The 17,754-nt window shown below is 60.1% G+C and carries 17 protein-coding genes; 3 read left to right on the top strand and 14 right to left on the bottom strand.

Annotation, left to right across the window (positions count from 1 at the left end):
* Positions 1 to 270 precede the first annotated feature (270 nt).
* The 5 genes from PL640_RS23310 to PL640_RS23290 form a co-directional block, all read right to left on the bottom strand.
* Positions 271 to 987 (bottom strand): ABC transporter ATP-binding protein, encoded by a 717-nt coding sequence (locus PL640_RS23310; RefSeq protein WP_271363723.1) that lies wholly within the window; start codon positions 985 to 987, stop codon positions 271 to 273.
* Positions 968 to 1,732, bottom strand: coding sequence for an ABC transporter ATP-binding protein (locus tag PL640_RS23305; protein WP_271363722.1), 765 nt, complete (start codon positions 1,730 to 1,732; stop codon positions 968 to 970). Before PL640_RS23305 ends, PL640_RS23310 begins: the two co-directional genes overlap by 20 nt.
* Positions 1,729 to 2,736 carry a branched-chain amino acid ABC transporter permease gene (locus PL640_RS23300; protein WP_269699871.1) on the bottom strand — a complete coding sequence of 336 codons (1,008 nt, stop codon included), beginning with the start codon at positions 2,734 to 2,736 and terminating at the stop codon, positions 1,729 to 1,731. Before PL640_RS23300 ends, PL640_RS23305 begins: the two co-directional genes overlap by 4 nt.
* Position 2,737: 1 nt before the next feature.
* The gene (locus PL640_RS23295; protein ID WP_142841826.1) at positions 2,738 to 3,601 is read right to left on the bottom strand and encodes a branched-chain amino acid ABC transporter permease; all 864 of its coding nucleotides are present in this window, start codon (positions 3,599 to 3,601) and stop codon (positions 2,738 to 2,740) included.
* Between the two features lie 118 nt (positions 3,602 to 3,719).
* Positions 3,720 to 4,892 carry an ABC transporter substrate-binding protein gene (locus tag PL640_RS23290; protein ID WP_052820656.1) on the bottom strand — a complete coding sequence of 391 codons (1,173 nt, stop codon included), beginning with the start codon at positions 4,890 to 4,892 and terminating at the stop codon, positions 3,720 to 3,722.
* A 378-nt stretch (positions 4,893 to 5,270) separates the two neighbouring features.
* On the opposite strand from PL640_RS23290, the gene PL640_RS23285 reads away from it, so the two are divergent.
* Positions 5,271 to 5,648: a hypothetical protein gene (locus PL640_RS23285; RefSeq protein WP_142842077.1), complete on the top strand. Its 378-nt coding sequence runs from the start codon at positions 5,271 to 5,273 to the stop codon at positions 5,646 to 5,648.
* A 40-nt stretch (positions 5,649 to 5,688) separates the two neighbouring features.
* Here the strand turns inward: PL640_RS23285 and PL640_RS23280 are convergent, their stop codons facing one another.
* The 6 genes from PL640_RS23280 to PL640_RS23255 all read right to left on the bottom strand — a co-directional run bounded on the left by PL640_RS23280 (position 5,689) and on the right by PL640_RS23255 (position 12,958).
* Positions 5,689 to 7,422, bottom strand: a complete 1,734-nt coding sequence (locus PL640_RS23280) for a M14 family metallopeptidase (RefSeq protein WP_271363721.1) — start codon at positions 7,420 to 7,422, stop codon at positions 5,689 to 5,691.
* 5 nt (positions 7,423 to 7,427) lie between these two features.
* Complete coding sequence (locus PL640_RS23275) at positions 7,428 to 8,276, bottom strand: ABC transporter permease (RefSeq protein WP_127758263.1); 849 nt, start codon at positions 8,274 to 8,276, stop codon at positions 7,428 to 7,430.
* A gap of 6 nt (positions 8,277 to 8,282) precedes the next feature.
* Positions 8,283 to 9,206 carry an ABC transporter permease gene (locus PL640_RS23270; protein ID WP_006316568.1) on the bottom strand — a complete coding sequence of 308 codons (924 nt, stop codon included), beginning with the start codon at positions 9,204 to 9,206 and terminating at the stop codon, positions 8,283 to 8,285.
* 77 nt (positions 9,207 to 9,283) lie between these two features.
* Positions 9,284 to 10,819, bottom strand: a complete 1,536-nt coding sequence (locus tag PL640_RS23265) for an ABC transporter substrate-binding protein (RefSeq protein WP_142841829.1) — start codon at positions 10,817 to 10,819, stop codon at positions 9,284 to 9,286.
* Positions 10,820 to 10,860: 41 nt separating this feature from the next.
* Positions 10,861 to 12,681, bottom strand: a complete 1,821-nt coding sequence (locus tag PL640_RS23260) for an ABC transporter ATP-binding protein (RefSeq protein WP_271363720.1) — start codon at positions 12,679 to 12,681, stop codon at positions 10,861 to 10,863.
* 139 nt (positions 12,682 to 12,820) lie between these two features.
* Entirely contained in the window at positions 12,821 to 12,958 is a 138-nt protein-coding gene (locus PL640_RS23255) for a hypothetical protein (protein ID WP_271363718.1), read from the bottom strand.
* Positions 12,959 to 13,374: 416 nt separating this feature from the next.
* Here PL640_RS23255 and PL640_RS23250 point away from each other — a divergent pair, with 416 nt between their 5' ends.
* The gene (locus PL640_RS23250; protein WP_271363717.1) at positions 13,375 to 13,668 is read left to right on the top strand and encodes a putative quinol monooxygenase; all 294 of its coding nucleotides are present in this window, start codon (positions 13,375 to 13,377) and stop codon (positions 13,666 to 13,668) included.
* A 60-nt stretch (positions 13,669 to 13,728) separates the two neighbouring features.
* On the opposite strand, the gene PL640_RS23245 is transcribed toward PL640_RS23250, so the two are convergent.
* Positions 13,729 to 15,630 (bottom strand): bifunctional sugar phosphate isomerase/epimerase/4-hydroxyphenylpyruvate dioxygenase family protein, encoded by a 1,902-nt coding sequence (locus tag PL640_RS23245; protein WP_271363756.1) that lies wholly within the window; start codon positions 15,628 to 15,630, stop codon positions 13,729 to 13,731.
* 121 nt (positions 15,631 to 15,751) lie between these two features.
* On the opposite strand from PL640_RS23245, the gene PL640_RS23240 reads away from it, so the two are divergent.
* Complete coding sequence (locus tag PL640_RS23240) at positions 15,752 to 16,444, top strand: TetR/AcrR family transcriptional regulator (protein ID WP_271363716.1); 693 nt, start codon at positions 15,752 to 15,754, stop codon at positions 16,442 to 16,444.
* On the opposite strand, the gene aroQ is transcribed toward PL640_RS23240, so the two are convergent.
* Together aroQ and PL640_RS23230 are read right to left on the bottom strand one after the other, a co-directional pair.
* Positions 16,419 to 16,862: a type II 3-dehydroquinate dehydratase gene (gene aroQ, locus PL640_RS23235; protein WP_271363715.1), complete on the bottom strand. Its 444-nt coding sequence runs from the start codon at positions 16,860 to 16,862 to the stop codon at positions 16,419 to 16,421. The genes PL640_RS23240 and aroQ overlap by 26 nt on opposite strands.
* Complete coding sequence (locus tag PL640_RS23230) at positions 16,859 to 17,728, bottom strand: shikimate dehydrogenase (protein WP_271363714.1); 870 nt, start codon at positions 17,726 to 17,728, stop codon at positions 16,859 to 16,861. Before PL640_RS23230 ends, aroQ begins: the two co-directional genes overlap by 4 nt.
* Between the last annotated feature and the right edge of the window lie 26 nt (positions 17,729 to 17,754).

The raw sequence follows: 17,754 nt of genomic DNA, 5'->3' as shown, positions 1-17,754 counted from the left end.
TCGTTCCCTTATGCAGACTGAAATCGTGTGCACTTTAACTCCAGTGGAATTTTTATTCCATTGGGTTTTTTGAGGAAGGGCAAATGAGACGGCGGGGGCTTTGTGTGATCGGTCACCCTCCGTCATTGCGGCCTTGAGCCGAAATCCAGTCGGCGCGCGTCTGCGCGGCGCTAAGAGTCTTTTCACCCCATGGACTTGGGGTGGCTGGATACCGGCTCAAGGCCGGTATGACGGAGATTATATATGAATGCGCAACCGCGATGTGTTGGCTCAGTGCAGCCCACCAACCCCGAGATGTGTATCGACAATATCCGGGTTCTCCGCAAGCTCGCTGGATGGCCCTTCCCAGACGATGCGGCCGCGTTCCATGATGATGGCGTGGTCGGCGAAGTCGATGGCCATCTGGATGCGTTGTTCGACGAGAAGAATGGTCATTTCGCCCGATTGGGCGAGTTTGGAGAAGGCCGCCATCAGTTCTTCGCAGATGACGGGTGCGAGGCCTTCGAGCGGTTCGTCGAGCAGCAGCACGCGCGGCTGGCCGAGAATGGTGCGGGCGGTGGAGAGCATCTGCTGTTCGCCGCCGGAGAGTTGCGAGCCGAGATTGCGGCGGCGCTCCTTCAGGCGAGGAAACAGCGTGTAAGCCTCCTCGATGGCCGATTTCGGCCGGGTCTTGAGGCCGACGAACAGGTTCTCCTCAACGGTGAGCGTCGGGAACACATCCCGTGTCTGCGGCACGTAACCGAGGCCGGCTTTGGCACGGGCGGCACTCGGCAGGGCGGCAATGTCCTCTCCGCCGAGGCGGATATCGCCGGCGAAACGTTTTGTTTGGCCGGCCAGCGTGGCGAAGAGGCTGGTCTTGCCGACGCCGTTACGGCCGAGAACGGCAAAACGCGAACCTGATGGCACCGAAAGCGACAGGCCTTCGATGACGCGGGTCGGGCCGTAACCGGCGGTCAGGTTGACGATTTCAAGCGGCGCTGCGGGCATCGGCGTAACTTCCCAGATAGGCTTGGCGGACTTCCGCATTGCTGGTGACATCATCAGGCGAACCGTCGAAGATGACGGCGCCGGCTGCCAGAACCACGACACGTTTGGCGAAGCGGAAAACCAGATCCATGTCGTGCTCGATCATCAATATGGCGAGATCGGCGGGCAGCCGGTCGAGCGCCTGTTCGATGCGCGCGGTTTCCGTGGAAGGCACGCCGGCGGCCGGTTCATCGAGCAGCAGGATTTTCGGGTGAAGCGCCATGGCAAGCGCGATCTCGATCAACCGCTGCTGGCCATAGGCGATTTCACGCACCCTTGTTTCGGCAAGCGCGAGAAGGCCGAGCGTACCGAGAATATCGCGTGCTTCGCTCATCACCGATGGCATGGCGCGGTAACGGCCGAAAATCCGGCCGGTCTTTCCTTCCCGCTGGAGAATGGCGAGCGCCACATGTTCTTCGGGCGTCATGTCCTGAAACAGCCGTGTGACCTGAAACGAGCGGACGAGGCCGCGTTTCACCCGCTGGCTGGCGCTGAGGCCTGTCACGTCCTCGCCGGCGATACGCACCGTGCCGGCCGAAGGTTTGATGTTGCCGGTGACGAGATTGACGAAGGTCGTCTTGCCGGCGCCATTGGGGCCGATCAGCACCGTGCGGTCTCCCGGCGATAGCGACAGCGAGACATTGTTGGTGACGACGAGGCCACCGAAATTTTTCTGCAGGCCGGATACTTCAAAAATGGCGCTCATTTGCGATCTCCCCGCAGGCGCGCAATGATCTGCTCACCTGCGCCGTAAAGCCCGCGTGGTGCAAAGAGCACGACGGCAATCAGCAGCAGGCCGACGATCGTCAGCCAATGGAACGGATTGGCGGCCGAAACGACATCTTCGAACCACATGAAGGTGACGGTGCCGATCAGCGCACCATAAAGCGAACCCGCGCCGCCCAGCACCAGCATGACCAGCGCTTCGGCCGAAAGCGTGAAGCTGAGGCTATCGAGGCCGACGACCTGGGTTGAAATGGCGTTGAGCGCACCGCCAATGCCGGCGACGACGCCCGATATGACGAACATCTTCAAAATCGTGCCGTTGACGGAGCCGCCCATGGCCTGAATGCGGATGCTGTCCTGCTTGACGCCCCGACACAGCATGCCGAAGGGTGAATGGACGATGACCCTGAGGGCGACGAAAACGAGGAGCAGCAGACAGACGCCATAGATATAAGCGGTGCGGCCGAAAAGATCGAATTCAAAGGTGCCGAACAGGGCATCCGGCGAGACGCCGGCAAGGCCGTCGCTGCCGCCGGTCCAGTTCGACGCCTTGTTGGCCGCCTCGTGGAACAGATGGATGACGGCGATGGAAAGCACCAGCTGCGGCAAGCCGTGGGCACGCAGCAGAACCGTGCCGGAGAGCAGCCCTGCGACGCCGCCGGCTGCGGCGCCGATGGCGGTCATGAGCAGCGGATCGGTGATCTCGAAATGGGCGGCGGCAATGCCGGCGGCATAGGCGCCGGCACCAAAGAGCGCCGCATGGCCAAGCGTTGCGACGCCGCAATAACCCGTGACGAGATCAATCGACAGCACGAGCAGCGCAATGGCGATGATACGGGTCAGAAGCGCCAGATTATCCGGAAACAGAAAGTAGCCGATGATGGCGGCGGCGATGATGATGAGCGGCCCGGCGACAGCGCGCAGCGGCGAGCGTGTCTTCGGGATCTCTGCCGTTTCAGTTACATCGTTCATAAGCACCGCCATCTCATTTCGCCCTTCCGAGAAGGCCGCGCGGGAACAAGGTGATAATCACGATGACCGCCAGATAAAAGAAGAATTCGCCATATTCGGGAGCGAGATACCGCCCGGTCGTATCGATGGCGCCGAGCAGCAGGCAGGCGATCAGCGCGCCCGGAATGGAGCCCGCGCCACCGACCGAGACCACCACGAGGAAGGTGACCATGTAACGCAGCGCATAATAGGGTTCGACCGGCAGCAGTTCCGCGCCGATGACGCCACCCATGGCGGCAAGGCCGACGGCGATGGCAAAGCTGACGGCGTAGATAACCTCGGTGCGCACGCCGAGCGCCGCGGCCATCGCGGCATTGTCGACCGCCGCCCGCAGCTTGATACCGAAGGCAGTCTTTTCGAAGGTGAACCACAGCGCGCCGGCCACGGCCAGACCGCAGGCGATGGCGAAGATGCGATGGGTGGCGATGGTGCGGAAACCGAGATCGGTGGGGCCGGCCAGCTGTTGCGGCAAGGGAATGGTTTTGAGTGTCGGCCCGAACACAAAATTGGCGATGCCGATGATGCAAAACGTGATGCCGATGGTCATCAGCACCTGCGTCAGTTCAGGTGCGCCATAAATCCGCCGGTAAAGGAAACGTTCGAGCGGTATGGCAATAATGATGGTGCCGACTATGGCAACGAGGATCGCCGCCGCATAACCGAGACCGAGGCCGTGGGCGGCATAAGAGGCGAGGTAACCGCCGATCATGGCGAAAGCGCCATGCGCCAGATTGACCACGCGCATCAGCCCCATTGTCACCGATAGACCGATGGAAATGATGAACAGGACCATGCCATAGGCAAGCGCATCGATGAGGATGCTAAAGACCGTCTGCATGTTGAAAAAACTCCTCCCGGTGCTGTAACGCCCGTCCGGGCCGGAACCGAACCGCCATAGGGGCGGTTCGACCGTTTCAAGAATGCCGCCATTGTCGCGGCGAGGCCTGTGTTGCCGGTTATTTCGCGGCGGCGAGACCCGGATCGCCCTGTTTTTCGAAAGTCTGGACTTCCTTGTTGTAATAGCTGCCGTCATCGGCCTTGGCGACTTCGCGCAGATAGATGTTCTGCGTGATGTGGCGGCTTTCCGGATCGATGCTGACAGGGCCGCGCGGGCTTGTCCAGGAAAGACCCTTCACCGCCTCGACTGCCTTTTCCGCATCCTGCTTGCCGCCCGTGGCCTCGATCATCTTGCTGATGACATACATGCCGTCAAACGCGCTAACGGCGGGGAAGGACAGTTCCTTCGGATTGCCGATCGCCTTGGTGGCGGCTTCCACGAATGTCTTATTCTCCGGTGAATCATGCGAGACGGCGTAATGGAAGGTCGTCTGCATGCCGAGAGCGGCCTCGCCCAGTGCCGGCAGGTCGGATTCCTGCGTCAGGTCGCCCGGTGCGAAGAGCTTCACGCCTGCGGATTTCAGGCCGTTATCGTTGAAGGCCTTGACGAAGCCGAGCGTGGTCGGGCCTGACGGCAGGAAGGCGAAAACGCCTTGAGCACCGGAGTCCTTCACGCGCTGCATGATCGGGCTGAAATCATTGGTGGAAAGCGGCATGCGGATGGTTTCCACCACCTCGCCACCGGCGGCGGTAAATGCCGCCTTGAAGGCGTTTTCGGCATCGACGCCCGGGCCGTAATCGCTGACCAGCGAAATGACCTTCTTCACACCGCCATCAAATGCCACCTTGGCGATGGGGGTGGAGGTCTGCCAGGTGGTGAACGAGGTACGCACCACATAGGGGCTTTTCGTCACGATGGCTGAGGTGGCGGCATTCATGATGACCATCGGCACATTGCCCTGCTTCAGAAGCGGCGTGACGGCCATGGCATCAGGGGTGAAATAGAAGCCGGCGAGATATTGCACGCGTTCCTTCACCACCAGTTCCTGCGCCAGCGCCTTGGACTGCGCCGGATCGGCCTGCGGCACATCGCGATAAACGACCTCGACCGTGTCATCGCCGACCTTGTTGCCGTGCAGCGCAAACCAGGCATCGATGCCGGCCTTGAAGTTCTTGCCCTGCAACGCAAATGGGCCGGAGAACGGACCGACCACGCCGACCTTGATCGTCTCGGCATAAGCAGCAGAACTGAAGCAGATGGCCGCGATTGCGGCGGTGATCCGTAATTTCATTGATTTCCTCCCAATTAATCCGTGGCTCCCATCCACCGATCCAGGCTGCCAGATTGATGAGTGTGGTGACCAAAGTAAAATGAAATAAGGGGGGTAATAAATAACCTGACGGTTATCAATCCCGCCCTCATCTGCTTCCGTCTGCAGTGGGCTCACACAATAGGCATCGCCGGGCGATTCTCAATATGAGCCCGTCGGCGACCATTCCGAGCGGCCCGTCTGCGAGTATCCACGTCCGGATGTCCCGTTATCAAACCGGCTGCGGCCGGGTAACGGGAGAACATGAATTTCATGCGCGTAAAATGATATGCCTTAACCAGTTCTAAGGGGATTGTTCGTAGTCTCGCGAAGCATATTTTGAAATTTATTTGGTGTCTGATGGGCGAATATCAAAATAAGGCTGTTGAGCTGATGCGAAATCGCGTCGGAGAAAGTATACTCAACAACAAGATCGAGCGCCGCGAGGCGTTTCTGCGTAAGGCGCTGGCTCTGTATCACGTCATGGGTGGTACGGCGGAGGGGGTTCAGGCGGCAACGAAGGATGTTGCAACCTTGCCGGTGCCGCCTGTCGATGTGGCGGTCGGCGATGTCATGTACAAGCTCGCCGCAATCGGCCATGTCGCCGATATCGATATCATTCAGGCTGGTTATAACAAGCTCGACGCCGCGAACCTGCATATCCTCAGCAAAGGCAAGAAGCTGTTGCAGAAACAGCGGGAAAACAAGCTTGCCGCCACCACGACGCCGGCAAAATAAGCCGCCCAGTGAGGGCGGCCCAGTGAGGGCGGCTATGATATCAGGCCACTTCCCCGACCAGAATCTCCTGCCAGGCATCATAGGCCGATAGAACCGTTTCCATCTGCGCGGTATGGCCGGTGATGAAATCGTCGCCATAGATTGTTTCATCGGGATATTCGGTGATTAGCGTCATCGGTACGGTGTGGCGGTCGTCGATGGAGGACAGGCACGGGAAGCCGTTGATGATGCGGAAACCGGTTTCGCCGGCGTGGATTTCATAAAGCGCTATCTGGCGGTTGTTATAGTCCAGAAGTCCCGGAATGGCGCCGAGATGGCGGGTCACCCGGTCGAGCAGGGCTTCGGCCTGATTTTCCCAGTCCGCATGGTGGCGGATGATGAGGAAGAAACCCTTCGGCAGCGTCCACATGGCGAAATTGCGCGGCACATAACCGGATAGAGGCCGGGTCCACTCGTGAGAGGGATAACCGTGCAGGTTCACATGCAGGCTCGCGCCACTCATTTCCTGCGCCTTGAAGCGGATTTCCTTCTCGTTGAGATGCGCGCCCGAATTTTCCGGGGTGCGATATTCGAGGTCATCGCCAAGAGCAGTGTAACGCGCGGCATGGTGCATATGGTGCGGATTGTCGACGCGCAGCCGCTGGTGCAGGGCGTAACCGTCGGGATTTTCGAGTGGCGAGATGGTGAAATGCGCGCTCTTGCGCTCCGCGAGTTTGCGGGCGGCGCGGATGGCGCCGACGATGCCTGTCGTCTCGTTGGGGTGCTGGCCGCCGCTGATCATGACGGCAGCATCGCTGCCGGCGACATAACGGGCGGCAAGAATTCGGCCGGAACGGGAGCGGGCCTCGAAGGCCTCGCCGCCGATCTCTTCAAGCAGTTTCGCGAGCTGGCCTGCGGTAACCGGTTCGCTGGCCGTATCGATCTGCTGTTCACGGCCATCGAGAAAGGCTGTGGTGAGCGTGCGGGCCTCGATGCGGACGGAGACTTCGCCTTGGCTTTTCACGATTTCCGGCACGATCTGGCCGGGTTTCAGGCCCCGGTCACCCAGCGGGCGGCCGGATTTCTTCTGGAAGAACTCCAGGAGCGAGAAATAGAAATCTTCATGCAGCGCTTCACGCAGGCTGACGACCTCATCGCCGACGGAGAGGGTCAAATCTTCGGCCGGATGCGCCACGCGTATGTTCAATTCTTCGAAATAGGGCTCCCCATCGCCCCAGCCGTGGTTGGCGACGGCATGGATCGCCGCTTCGAAAAGCCGCTCGTAATCCGTCTCCAGCTGCTCGCCGGAGGCGTCACCGGCAGGCCGGAACCAGCCGGTCGGCGAGACATTGGTTTCGCCGACGATATCGGTATGAACCCGGTTTGGGGCCAGAACCTTCAGGGTTTCCTGCTTGCCAACACGGCTCAGCGTAACGTCATAATGGAAGGCGTCGTCGTCGCGGGCGATGAAATCGATCTTCGCATCGCCCACCAGAGCCGCCAGCGGATAGGCCTCCAGCCGGAAACGGTTGGCGGGGGCGTTGGCGTGCACGGGGTAACGCACCTCGATGGTGTCGACGCCATCCAGATTGATCTCTTCCAGAAAGGTGAAGAGAAGCGGTTTATAGGCGCTACGGATGCGGGCGCTGACGCCCTTTTTCTTCAGCCTCTCTTCGGCCTCGCGGCGGCTTTTGGCGTCATCAAAGGTCCATGCCTCGAAGGACTGGCCGGGTGTCGCGCGGCTGACGAGGGCATCCAGAGTGCGTTCGAAAGTCTGGTCGAAAATCTGGCTCATCTGGATTACCTCGAGGTTCTGCCTGTTGGGTCGAGGCTGTCGCGCAGCCAGTCGCCGAGAAGGTTGAGGCCAAGCACTGTCAGCAAGATGGCAAGGCCGGGGAAAACGCTGACCCACCAAGCGGTCTGCAGATAGGTGCGGCCATCCGCCAGCATGCCGCCCCAGCTCGGGATGGTCGGATCAACGCCGAGGCCGAGGAAGGTGAGGCTGCTTTCCAGCAGGATGTTGTTGGCGACATTCAGCGTCATCAGCACGATGACCGGCCCGATGAGATTCGGCAGCAGGTGCTGGAGAATGATGCGCCAGTCCTTCACGCCGATGGCGCGGGCGGAAAGGATGAATTCCCGCTCCCGAAGCGTCAGCACCGAGCCGCGCACGAGGCGGGCATATTGCACCCATTGCGATATGATCAGCAGGATGATGGTGTTGGTGAGGCTGCCGCCGACAATGGCGATGAAGGTGATGGCCAAGAGAATGAAGGGCATGGCGAGCTGGATATCGGCAAAGCGCATGACCAGCATGTCCCAGAAGCCGCGATAATAACCGGCGACCAGACCGACCGCGACGCCGAAGATGACCGCGCCGATAACGGATGTGAAACCGACCAGCAGCGAAATCTTGCCGCCGGCGACGACACGGGCGAGCACGTCACGGCCGAGCGGATCGGTGCCGAGCGGATGGGCGGCATTGGCGAAGGGCTTGGCAAGGCGGGCCATCAGGTCGATCTTGTCCGCACCGCCCGGAAACAGCACGTCGGAAAAGACGACGGCAAGGCAGATGACTGTCGTGAGGAACGCGCCGAGGACGAATTCGAGATTGGTGAAGCGCGCGAGACGCGAGGTTTTGGCAGCCATCGTCACTTACTCCGTGCGGATGCGCGGATCGACAAGCCCGTAGGCGATATCGACCAGAAGGTTGATGCCGACGATCATCAGCGACAGCACGGTGATGACGGCCTGAAGCACGGGATAATCACGCGCGCCGACCGCATCGAAGGCCAGCGTGCCGAGGCCCGGCCAGTTGAAGACACGCTCGATGACGACGATGCCGCCGAGGAGCCCGCCAAATTGCAGGCCGAAATAGGTGATGAGCGGAATGGCGCAGTTGCGCAGCGCGTGTTTGTAGAGAACCTTGCTTTCGCTGAGGCCCTTGGCGCGCGCCACCATGACATATTGCGAGCGCAGCGTATCGAGCATGGCGGTGCGCACGAGGCGCACATTGGTTGCCGTCAGGATCACACCCATCGTCACTGATGGCATGATGTAGCTGGCAAAACCGCCCATGCCGCTGGGCGGCAGCCAGCCGAGCGTGATGGAGAACAACAGCACCAGCATCGTCGCCAGCCAGAAATTCGGGAAGGACAGGCCGATGAGCGAGAAGATACGGATCACCTGATCGGCCGTCTTGCCGCGCGAGGTTGCCGCCTTGATGCCGAGCGGGATGGAAAGTGCGATCGACACCGCCATGGAGATGAAGGCGAGCAAAAGCGTGGCGGGCAGGGCATCGGCGATGAGGCGCGAGACCGGCGTGCTGCCGGTGAAGCTGCGGCCGAAATCGAGTGTCACGAGGCCCTTGAGGAAACTGAAATATTGCACGAAGAACGGCCGGTCGGTGCCCAGCGCCGCGCGAATGCGCGCCAGATCGTCTTCCGTCATGCTGCCGCCGCCCTGGAACATGGTGACAGCCGGATCGCCGGTGAGGCGAATGGCGAAGGAAACGAGAAGGGTGATGGCGATGACGACAAAAATCGCCTGCAGCAATCGCTTGATGAGGAAACCGGCCACGTTTTTTACCTTGAAGAGAGACCCGGCCTTGCCCGCATTGCGGCGGGCAAGGTGTGTTGATCAGAAAACCAGCCTGATTACTCGACGGTGACGTCGGTCAGCTTCAGGCGGTTATCCGGCGGTGCGACGAAACCCTTGACCCGCTTGTTGATGCCGTAAATGGCATTGGTGTTGTAAAGCGGGATTTCCAGCGCGCGTTCGGCGGTATAGCTGCCGATTTCCTTGAGGATCTTTTCGCGCTCGGCACGGTCGGTCAGCGGACGCTGGGATTCAAGCAGCTTGTCCAGCTTTTCGTCCTTGTCGTAAGGGTTCCACTTTTCACCCGAGTGATACATGGAATAGGCCGTGTTGTCGTAATCGAAGGTCCAGCCGCCCCATTTTTGCTGGAACATCGCGCCGGTCTTGCCCTGCGGGATGATGTCGTTCAGCAGAACGTTGGTTTCATAGGGCTTGATGGTGGCGGTGATGCCGACCATGGAGAGGTAGCTGGAAATAACCTGCGCCACCTCGTTCATCGTCGCGTCATTGCCGCGGATATCGATCTGCAGCGCCGCGCCTGCCTTGACGCCGGCTTCCGCGAGCAGCTTTTTCGCGCCTTCCGGATCGTAAGGCAGCGGCTTCAGTTCCGGGTCATAACCGAAGGACAGCGCGCTCTGGAAGCTTGCGATTTCCGATGCCTGACCGGCGAGGATCGACTTGACGATGGTGCCGCGATCGACGGCCATGATGATCGCCTTGCGCACCTTCGGATCGGCGGTAATGCCGTCACGGGTGTTGAAACGCAGTGCATCGACGGTCGGGCCGGGAACGCTGACGATCTCAAGCTTGGAATCGCCTTCGATGACCGGGATCATGCCGATCGGGATGGTGGGCGGAATGACGAGATCGACGCGGCCGGCCTGCAATTCGGCAACGGCGGTCGCCGGCTCGGCGATGAAGCGATATTCAAGCTCGGAAAGTTTTGGTGCACCGCCCCAGTAATCGGGGTTGGCTTCCAGCTTGATATTGGTCTTCGGCGCGTAGGAAACGAATTTGAATGCGCCGGTGCCGACTGGGTTGAGGTTGAAATTGTCCTCGCCCTTTTCCTTGATGTAGGCAGGCGGAACGATCATGCCGCCATAACCGGCAAGCTTGGTCAGCAGCACGGGATCCGGCGCCTTCAGCTTCATGTCGACGGTGTAATCGTCGATGACATCGACGCTTTCGATAGCGACATAGTTGGAGCGCTGCGGTCCCTTGGCACCCTGTTCGCCGAGAAGGCGCTCGAAGGTGAACTTGACGGCGGCGGCGTTGAAGGGTTCTCCATTGTGGAACTTGACGTTCTGGCGCAGCTTGAAGCGGATGCGCTTGCCCTCATCCAGCTCTTCCCAGGATTCGGCAAGGCCGGGCACAACCTTCAGGTCCGGGCCGCGATAGGTGAGGCCATCGAAGATGTTGGTGGCGACGGCCGCCCACTGCACGAGGAAGGTGTCGATCGGATCCCAGCTGCCCGGGTCCTGCGGGCTGGAAATGGTCATCTTGCCGGCGGCAAGAGCCGGTGCGGCGGTGAAGGCCGTGGCGGCCATGGCAAGTGCGACGAACGTTGTCGTCATCCCCTTCTTTATCATTGTCATCTACCTGTTCCTCTTCAGATGGTTGCGGTTCTGGTTGTTATTCAGGCGCTCTTCGCGATGAAGTGGCCCGGATTGATTTCCTCATGGGCGAGAATGGCCGGCTCGTCGCCGACACGGCGCACGGGATTGGGTATTTCGCCCTCGATCATGGCGATGCGGCGCTCGATGGTCGGATCGGCAACCGGCACGGCCGACAGCAGGCGGCGGGTATAATCATGCGTCGGCGTTTCGAACACCTGCCGGCGGCTGCCCATTTCCATGATCTGGCCAAGATAAAGCACGGCAACGCGGTGGCTCATCTTTTCCACGACAGCCATGTCATGGCTGATGAAGAGATAAGCGAGGCCACGCTCGGCCTGCAAATCCATGAACAGATTGATGATCTGCGCCTGAATGGAGACATCGAGCGCCGAGAGCGCCTCATCGGCGATGATGAGCTTCGGATCGGAAGCCAACGCGCGGGCAATGCAGACGCGCTGGCGCTGACCGCCGGAAAACTCGTGCGGATAACGCGCGGCATGTTCGGAGCTGAGGCCCACACGCTCCAGCAATTCATCCACCCGCCGACGTACCGCCTTTTGATCATTGATCAAACTGTGGGTGTTGATCGGCTCGGCAATCGAAAAACCGACCGTCTTGCGCGGATCGAGCGAGGCGAAGGGATCCTGGAAGATATATTGCACTTCCTGGCGCATGCGGAAGCGCTCCCCAGCCGACATCTGCGAGTAGCTGCGGCCATTAAAGGCAATTTCACCTGACACGGCTGTCTGGAGCTGCTGGATGGTGCGGCCGATGGTGGATTTGCCCGACCCGGATTCGCCCACCAGCGCCAGCGTTTCGCCGGCGTGAATATCGAAGCTGACCTTCTGTACGGCGCTGCAACGGTGCGTCGCCTTGCCGAACAGGTTCTTGCGAATATCGAAACGCACGAACAGGTCCTTGACCGACAGAAGCGGCTTGGCGTCATATTTTGCGGTGTTTTGCACGCGCTCCTCGCCGATCACCACCGGCTGGCCATCCTGCAGCACGGTAAGCGGCAGGCGCTTGGGAAACTCTTCGCCGGTCATGCTGCCGAGGCGCGGCACGGCGGAAAGCAGGGCGCGCGTGTAAGGGTGCTGCGGGTTGGCGAAGATGTCTTTTACAGGACCTTCCTCGACCTTCTTGCCTTTCCACATGACAACGACGTCATCGGCCATTTCCGCCACCACGCCCATATCATGGGTGATGAAGACCATGCCCATGCCGAGCTTCTTCTGCAGATCGCGCATGATGTTGAGGATCTGCGCCTGAATGGTAACGTCGAGCGCCGTCGTCGGCTCGTCGGCGATCAAAAGCTTCGGCCGGCAGGCGAGCGCCATGGCGATCATCACTCGCTGGCGCATACCGCCGGAAAGCTGGTGTGGGTAGCGTTTCAGAAGCTCGGCCGCATCGGGCAGTCGCACCATTTCGAGAAGTTCGCGGGCCTGCGCCATGGCAGCCGTCTTGCCCAGCTTTTCATGTAGCATCAGCACTTCGCAGATCTGATCACCGATGGTGAAGACCGGATTGAGCGAGGTCATCGGCTCCTGGAAGATCATGGCGATCTCCTTGCCGCGGATCGACCGCATCTCTTTCTGCGATGCCTTCAGCAAATCCCGGCCTTCAAAGAGGATACGGCCAGTGGGGTAAGTCGCGCCCATCATGTCTGCAAGACGCATGGTCGAAAGCGAGGTGACCGATTTTCCCGATCCGGATTCGCCGACGATCGCCACGGTCTTGCCGGCTTCCACGGAAAAGGAGATGTCGTCCACGACGCGGCTGTCGCCGAACTCGACGCTCAGGCCTTCGACCGAGAGGAGGGCGTTGCGGTTTGCGGCAGTCATGTCAGCGTCTCCGGCTTGGCGTGCGCGGCAATTCTGGCGCGGCCATCTGAATTATGGAAGGGCAAAAGGGCGTCGGACAGGCGCGAGCATCAAGCGTGGCGCGAAAGAAGGCGAATGTCGCGGAAAAGCGCATGGTGGCTCACGCCGCCTCAAGGGCGCAATGCGCATCGGATGAGGCCGGCAGGCGCGGATATTGCGATCTTGCCCCGGCTCTGAAAGCCACCGCGTCGGTGCCGGCAAAATGCCCGGCATCGGCCCCGGAATCGATGTTGCGCATGAAACTGTATTCCCCACCCTTGTTTTACAAAAAAGCTAACAAAAGCCGACAATCATGTCCAGAGTGTTGAACAATTTTTGTGTAATGCTCTACAAATGCGCAGGTGCATTTATTTTGGGCGCGGGTGTCCCTGATTGATCGGAGCGCGTGCCACGCTTCGTCAGGGTTTATTTTCGGGAAAGACTGTCGCCGGTCGGCGAGTGTCGGAGATCGGTGACAACTCCGATATGTTCGACCTCATCCTCGGGCTTGACCCGAGGCTCCATAACCCGTTGAAGTCGATGGATGCTCGGGTCAAGCCCGAGTATGACGGAGGAAGCATCGCGAGCAAAATTTTCGCGATGTCGCAGTGGTAGACGATTGTATCGTTGCCTGTGTCACAGGCGGATAAACAGTAATGCAACAGGGATACCAACATGACGAATAGAACGGGCGCTGTCAGATTATCGGGTTTCCTGCGTTGCGCATCGGTGGAGGATATCCGGGTTGTGGAAACCCATCTTGCCGAACACCTTCGTCTGACCAGAGCGGAACCCGGCTGTGTTTCCTTTGACGTCACCCAGACCGACAATCCTCTGGTCTGGCGGGTAGAGGAACTGTTTGCCGATCGCGCCGCCTTTGATTTCCATCAGCAGCGCACGCGGGCATCGGAGTGGTTTACGGCCACCTCCGCCATTCCACGGGATTATGAGATAACGACACTGGCTTGAATGCGGGTTGGCCGCAGCGACGTTCCTGCCGGCTGCGGCCTGATCGTATCGTGACGATGCCTATTCCCTCGGCATGCCGACCGGTGGGGCAAGGCGCCGTTGCGCGGCAATGCGGAAAGGCGCGTTCATGGCGCCATAGCCTGCATAGGCGCCACGCCGCTCGATGATCTCGAAGAAGAAACCTTCACCGAAGGTGCGGCTGTAGATCTGGAAATATTCGCCGTTGTCGTCGCGGTCATAAAGAATGCTTGCTTCTCGCAGGGCATCGGAAAATTCCGGTTCCAGACCAAAGCGGGCTTCCAGATCGTCGTAATAATTGCGCGAGATCGGCAGGGCGTGGAAACCGCGCACCTGCATGGCCTTGGCTGTCGCGAAAATATCATCGGTGGCAAATGCGATGTGCTGGATGCTGGTGCCGAAACCCTCGGCCAGAAATTTGCCGGCGAAGGTCTTGCGGTTATCCGCACCGTTCATGGTCAGGCGGAAATGCGGTGCCGGCACGCTTTCGATCGCCTGACTGCGCACTAGCCCGCCGGGATCGACCACATCAACCATCGGTGTGCGGCGGGTGGAAAACAGCGAGGTGTAAAACAGAAGCCAGGTCAGCATTTCATCATAATGCGTTGTTTGCGCGAGGTGATCGATGCGTTTCAGGCCGGCATTCTCGGCTGCTTTCTGTCCCTGCGTCGGCACAAATTCATTGTCCCAGATGGAGGCGAGCGCCGGCGAAGCATCGAGAAAATAGATGACGCCGTTGCCCACGCCCTGGATGGCGGGAACGGCGACTTCACCCGTCTTGCGCGGTTCCGTGAAGGTCGGCGCGCCGAGCGCTTCGGCCCGGGCAAGGGCTGCCTGCGCATCATCCACCTTCAGGCCAAAGGCATAGGCATTGGTGCCGTGGATGGAATAGGACGCGCCAGCGAAACTGTCGCCTTCATCGCTGGTGTTGATGACAATGCGGATATCGCCCTGCGTATAAAGATCGACATCGCGATTGCGATGCTTGCCGGTTCTTTCGAAGCCAAGCGTGGCGAGCAATGTCTCCAGATGGGCCTTTTCCTCCGGTGCCGTAGTGAATTCGACGAATTCCACCCCTTGCGTTTGCACCCGTTCCGGCATGGCCGGCACATCGATGCGAATATCAGGCTCTAGACGGCGCACCTGATCCATGAGGTTGATGAGCGAACGATGACCGTCTTCGGCGAGCAGGCGGGCTGAGCCACCGCGGAACTGATCGTTGAAGATTTCCAGCGACAGTGGGCCGCTATAGCCGGTGGCGGCGACGGCGCGCATGAAATCCACGACAGGCAGGTCGCCTTCACCCGGCATGTTGCGGAAATGGCGGCTCCAGTAGAGCAGGTCCATGTCGATCAGCGGCGCATCGGCCAGCTGCACGATGAAAATCTTGTCGCCGGGAATGGAGCGGATCGAATTGGGGTCGATCTTGCGCGACAGCGTGTGGAAGCTGTCGAGAATGATGCCGACATTGGCGTGATCGGCGCGGCGCACCACCTCCCAGGCATCGCGGTGATCGCTGATATGGCGGCCCCAGGCCAGCGCCTCGTAGCCGACGCGCACGCCATGTTTGGCCGCAAGCTCGCCCAGTTGATGGAAATCGGCGGCGGCGCGGTCGATGCCGCCGAGCGACACGGGTGACACGTTGGAGCAGATCAGCATCAGATCGGTGCCGAGTTCGCCCATGATGTCAAATTTCCGCTGCGCGCGCTCAAAGGCGCGGGTGCGGTGCGGCTCCGGCATGCCCTCGAAATCGCGGAATGGCTGGAAAAGCGTGATGTCCAGCCCATGATCGGCGGCAAGCGCCTTCACCTCGCGCGGGGAGGCGTCATAGGTCAGGAAATCGTTTTCGAAAATCTCCACGCCGCTGAAGCCCGCCTTGGCGATGGCCGCCAGTTTTTCGGGGAATTCGCCGCTGATCGATACGGTTGCAATGGATGTGCGCATTGGCATGCCGTGTCTGCCTGTGTCATAGCTCGCCATATTGCCTTCCTTTTCAGCCTTATGTACTGATTGGTTAATAATCAGGGCGTGACCGCAGGCCGCTGCCCCACCGATGGAATGGATGATGACCAAAAGCGCAATTTCGAACGGAACCCGAGACAGCCGGCAGGCGAAGCGCGATCCGGAAGGGGTTCGCCGTGACATTCTTTCGGTGGCCATGGAAGAGTTTTCGCAGAACGGTCTCTCCGGCGCCCGCATTGATGAAATTGCGGCCCGCACGCGCACGTCCAAGCGCATGATCTATTATTATTTCAGCGACAAGGAGAGCCTTTATCAGCGTGTGCTGGAAGAGGCCTATGCCAAGGTGCGCGGCGGTGAGAGCGATCTGGAGCTGGACGACCTGGAGCCGGCGGCGGCGCTCGACAAGCTCTGTCGGTTCACCTTTGATCACCACCGGCGCAATCCGGCCTTCATTCGCATGGTGATGATCGAGAACATCCATCACGGCCGTCACATGCAATCGTCCGAAACGATCCGTCAGCTCAACCGACCGGCCATCGATGCGCTGGAAAGCGTGCTGCTGCGTGGCCAGAAAGGCGGCATCTTCCGCGATGGCATTGATGCGCTGGAACTGCACTGGCAGATCAGCGCGCTGTCTTTCTTCAACGTTTCGAACGCCGAGACCTTTTCGTTCATCTTCGGCGATAGCCTGTTTACCGAAAAGGGTCAGGAGACATTGTCGCGGCATGTCAGCGACATGGTGCTGCGTTATGTGCTGACGCCCGGCCATATCACGACGATCGGGAAAAACGGTTGATGAGATGGCGAAGCGCCACCTCGTAACCTTCGATGCCGAGACCGGCGATTACGCCTTCGGCGCGGGTCGAGACGTAGGAATGGTGGCGGAAAACCTCGCGTTTGTGGATGTTGGAAATATGAACCTCGATGACAGGTGCTTCGAAGGCATTCAGCGCATCGAGGATCGCCACTGACGTGTGGGTGAAGGCCCCAGGATTGATGACGATGCCTGATGACTTGCCCCGCGCTTCGTGAATCCAGTCAATCAGCTCATATTCGCGGTTGCTCTGGGCAAAGAACAGCTCATGGCCGGCAGCATCGGCCACCTTGCGGCAGTTGGCCTCCACATCGGCCATGGTCTCATGGCCGTAAATTTCCGGCTGGCGCTGGCCGAGCAGGTTGAGATTCGGTCCGTTCAAAACAGTAAAAAGGCTCATGCTACGCCCTCCGCCATGCAAAGCTCGGCGAAATGCGCCGTCATGCGCTCAGCATCCGGCTCGCGGCCGCAAAAGAGACGGAACGCGCCGACGGCTTGAAACACGGTCATGCCGCCGCCGGGCAGGGTGCGACAGCCTTTTTTCGCTGCCGTCGCCAGAAGTTCGGTGACGAGCGGCATATAGACGATATCGGCCACCCAGTGCCGCTGTTCGATGAGATCTGCCGCAACCGGCATGCCGGGATGCGCGGGCATGCCCATCGGCGTCGCATGGATGAGACCATCGGCGAAGGGCAGTGAGGAAGCCGGGTCTTTGACGGCAAAGGCGCGGCCCTCGCCGAAACGGGCGTTCAGCTCGTCGGCCAACCTTTCCGCCCGAGGGAAATCGCGGTCGAAAATATCGAGACGGGTGATGTCGAGCTTCAGTGCGGCATGGGCCACCGCCACACCCGCCCCGCCAGCGCCAACCAGCAGCGCCCGGCCACGTTTCGCATCCGGCAGGCCGCGCACGAAACTTTCATAAAAGCCGTACCAGTCGGTATTGTGGCCGATGCGGCGGCCATCCTTGAAGACAACGGTGTTGACCGCGCCAAGCATGCGAGCGTCGTCGGAGAGTTCATCCAGATGCGGAATAACCGCCTGTTTGAACGGATGGGTGATGTTGGTACCGGCAAAACCGCGCCTTTCCAGCTCGTCGAGCAGATCGGGAAGGGCGCTTGCCGGCAATTGGCGGGCGGTGACATCCACCAGCTCATAGGAATAGTCGAGTCTATGGGCCGCCCCTTCGCGCATGTGCAGCGCGGGCGATTTGGAAAGCTGGATATCGGCGCCTATCAGGCCGACCTTGAAGGATTTTGTTTCTGTCATGATCGGGTCGTTCGTCGTTTCGGGGC

The sequence above is a fragment of the Agrobacterium sp. ST15.16.024 genome (genome assembly GCF_027956545.1).
GTDB lineage: Bacteria > Pseudomonadota > Alphaproteobacteria > Rhizobiales > Rhizobiaceae > Agrobacterium > Agrobacterium cucumeris.
The sequence above is the reverse complement of the archived record's forward strand: the minus strand, read 5'-3'. Positions and strand labels throughout refer to the sequence as shown.